At 68.7% G+C, this 3,324-nt stretch carries 4 protein-coding genes; 2 read left to right on the top strand and 2 right to left on the bottom strand.

The genetic code is table 11. From position 1 onward, the window contains the following. Window positions 1–1,307 (bottom strand): threonine/serine exporter family protein (locus E1261_RS43990; RefSeq protein ID WP_132416205.1); only part of this gene is annotated, 1,307 nt, incomplete at its 3' end. Between the two features lie 37 nt (window positions 1,308–1,344). On the opposite strand from E1261_RS43990, the gene E1261_RS43985 reads away from it, so the two are divergent. Further along, window positions 1,345–1,839 (top strand): hypothetical protein, encoded by a 495-nt coding sequence (locus tag E1261_RS43985; protein WP_132416203.1) that lies wholly within the window; start codon window positions 1,345–1,347, stop codon window positions 1,837–1,839. Here E1261_RS43985 and E1261_RS43980 read toward each other — a convergent pair. Next, window positions 1,836–2,621, bottom strand: coding sequence for a phosphotransferase (locus E1261_RS43980; RefSeq protein WP_132416201.1), 786 nt, complete (start codon window positions 2,619–2,621; stop codon window positions 1,836–1,838). The genes E1261_RS43985 and E1261_RS43980 overlap by 4 nt on opposite strands. Window positions 2,622–2,952: 331 nt before the next feature. Here E1261_RS43980 and E1261_RS45735 point away from each other — a divergent pair, with 331 nt between their 5' ends. Continuing rightward, window positions 2,953–3,117 carry a hypothetical protein gene (locus E1261_RS45735; protein ID WP_165952861.1) on the top strand — a complete coding sequence of 55 codons (165 nt, stop codon included), beginning with the start codon at window positions 2,953–2,955 and terminating at the stop codon, window positions 3,115–3,117. Window positions 3,118–3,324: the final 207 nt, after the last annotated feature.

Raw genomic sequence — 3,324 nt, 5'->3', positions numbered from 1 at the left:
CGGCGGATCGGGCGGCGGGGGCCGATCAGGCGCGGGCCGGCCAGGCGGTCCTCAAGCCGGCGGGCCTCGCGGCGGATCGGCTGGGCGATGTACTCGCCGAGGATCACGCCCGACGCGATGGCGATCGCGATCGCGACCGCTGTGGCCAGGCTGACGATCCCGATCAGGTTGCCGAGCCCGGTCAGCTCGTACAAACCCTTGTAGATGGTGAGTCCCGGCAGCAACGGGACCGTGCCGGAGACGACCACCACCAGTGGCGGTACGCCGGACCTCCGGCCGAGCGAATAGCTCCCGAACCCGACCGTGAACGCGGCCGCCGCGGTCGACCAGGCCGGCCCGAACTCGGCCCGCGTCATCAGCGTGAACACCAGCGAACCCGCACCACCGATCACCGCAACCGGCAGCAACGCCCGCAGCGGCGCGTACGACGCATAGGCGAACGCGACCGCCATCAGCGCGCCGGCCCCGACCATGATCGGCAGGTTCGAGAGCTGGATCGTCTGCGCCTCGATGCCGACGTGGAACCCGAGCTTGATGCCGATCGCGAGACCGAGGCTGACCCCCGCGATGATGCCGCCGGTGAGCAGCATCGCCTCGAGACTGCGTGCTGCCGCGGTCACGTAGTACCCGGTGATGGCGTCCTGAACCGCACCGGTCAACGCGATTCCGGCCAGCAACATAATGATGCCTGCGGCAACGACCAACGACGGTTTCACCGGCGCATGAACGGCGTACAGAACGAGCGCGACCGCGGTCGCGACGAACGCTCCAGCGACCTGCTGATAGAACGCGGGCAACCGCTGACGGTTGAACCACCGGTTGTTGAGATCGATCACGATCGCCGTCACGAACGCAACCAGCGTGATCAGCCAACCACCACCGAGCAGCAGCGTCGCCCCACCCGCCATCACGCCCCACGCGATCACCGCAGTCCATCGCGGGTACGGCGGTCCGGCCGACGTCAGGCGGGCCAGTTCGCGGCTCGCCTCGTCGCGGGTGACTTCGCCGCGCGAGTACCGGCGTACCAGGCGGTCGACCTCGGTCAGCCGGGAGAAGTCCTGCGACCGGTAGCGGACGACGCGCATATGCGTCTCGGGCGCGGTATCCGGCGACGCCTGGTACGAGATCGCGATCGACGTGAACGTGATGTCGACCTCACAACCCCGCAGCGCACCTGCCGCTGTCACACCGAGGATGGTCGCCGTGGCATCCGCCGTACCAGCTCCACTGGACAGCAACACCTCGCCGATCCGCAACGCCAGGTCCAGCGTCCGGTAAACCTCCCGCTGCTCGTCCAGATCCGTCACCCCACCAGCACATCACACCGCCCCGTACCATCGCCGCATGCACACCGGCGGACGTGATGCTGACGACTCTTGGCTGGAAGGCGACGTGGTCCCCATGAGGGGCGGCGGCGACACCGGGTTCCTGCCCGAGGTCGAGCGCGTGATGGAGGTCCTTGACTCGGATCACGCGTGGTTCCACTGGTGGCGAAGTGTCAGCAAAGCACCGGTGCTCGACCTCGCGATCTTCCTCCTCCGCACCCCGCAGTCACTAGCGTCTGTTGAGGCGAACATCTACGCAGGCTGCGACGAACGGGTGGTCAGGGGCCGCCGCAGGCACCTGGTCCGCATGCACGTCGACAGCGATGAACTCAGCGCTCTCGAACCCGACGAGCGGCGATTGCTTGCGCTACCCACTGTTCTCGACGGGATCTCCCGCGTCACAACTCATCTGAAGATCGTCGGCGTGCCCCCACCCGTGCCTCCAGCAGCTCAACCGGCCCCGCTGCCACCTGGCGTCCTCCGCCGCCGCCGGCTGAAGGAACTCCTCGACTAGAGCCGCTCGAGCGCGTCCCGCAGGAAGGCATCGCGCCGCTCGGTCGCCCCTGCCCAATCAAGGACGGTCGGCGTGTTGAGCGCCGCCACCGCATCCCAGTACGCACTGCCGCCGGTTGCCCGCAGCCCGTAAGTGATGGCCATCTGCTTCCGCAGCTCCCCGAAATCCACGCCTGGATCGCCAACCCCCGCCGTCTTCCAGTCGATCAACACACACTCGGTCGGGCTGGTCCACGCCACATTCCCCGGCCAGACATCCCCATGCAGAAACACAGTCGGCCCTCGTGGCGGCTCGATCCCTCGTACGACGTCATCCGCCAACCGCAGCAGTGGCGTCGTCGGCATCATCCCCAGCCGCCGATCCTGCGCGAAGTCATCCACCGCAATTGGCCGTACCCGAAGCGGTAGCTCCGGCCTCGCCTCCAGCGGCACATGCACGCGGTCCAACGCGGCTCGGACCCGCTCGAGGTCGGGGTTGGTCGGCCACGTCGTGCTGCCGACCGCCGTCTCCACCGATGCCGGGACGTCGAGGTCCACCCCCAACAACCGAGGCGCCGGTACGCCGTACTCCTCCGCGACCGCCAGCGCCGCAGCCCCGGTCGCGATCATCGCCGCATCAATCCGCGGAGTCACAGCCCGCAGTACGACGTCCTGCCGCCGCCCGCCGACCCCGACCGTCACCCGCCAGGGCCCCTGCTCCCCGTGCAACGGCCGCACCGACACGACCACCGCCCCGCCGCCAACACACCCGGCGACCCACTCCAACACCCGCTCGGCCGGCATCCCGCCGCCTGCGCTTCTACCCTTCCCGCACTCAGCGAGCCTGCCACACCCCCGGGTACCCCACAACCACCTCCCGCAGCACCTCCACCCCGTCCCCATCAAACGGCAACAGACGGGCCACTCACCATCACGGCGGGTTGGGCGGAAAGCACCCTCACCACTGGCCGCAACAACAGCCCGTCGGCCGTAGGCGACGGGGACCTCTCGTTGCCCACCTCGCCATCCGGGTCAGCCACGCACCGGCCCGCAACGCCGCTTTGTCGGCCGCCGTGGTGGTCGAGTCCCGTGCGGACCGCGCCTTTGTGGAACATCACTGCCAGTATGTGCAAATTTGCTTCCACTGATCGCCGGTTGGGCGCCGGAACGGATGCGCCCGGTGCAGTGGGTCGGTGGATGGTCGCCGCTGCGGCCGGTTCAACTGCTGGGGTGGCTGGGTGTTGCGGTGGCTGGGCCGGATGGCGAGGTCGGCGACCGCGTGATCGTCGCCTGGGGCTGACGGGCTCGGGTTGCCGCAGGCAGGAGGCGGTCGGTGATCGTGTGGACCTTGCCTGGGGCTGACGAGCCGGGGGCTGCGGTTGATGCTTGTGCGGTCTGTTGGGTGGGCCGGCTGTGTTGGTCGGGAATGAACGGCATATCCGGACGCCGTTCCTGTCCGACCAGTGGGTGCTGGGGGTCGGGGGTGTACCGGCGAACGGGTAGTGGT

The organism is Kribbella albertanoniae, from assembly GCF_004348455.1.
Taxonomy (GTDB): Bacteria; Actinomycetota; Actinomycetes; order Propionibacteriales; family Kribbellaceae; genus Kribbella; species Kribbella albertanoniae.
The sequence above is the reverse complement of the archived record's forward strand: the minus strand, read 5'-3'. Positions and strand labels throughout refer to the sequence as shown.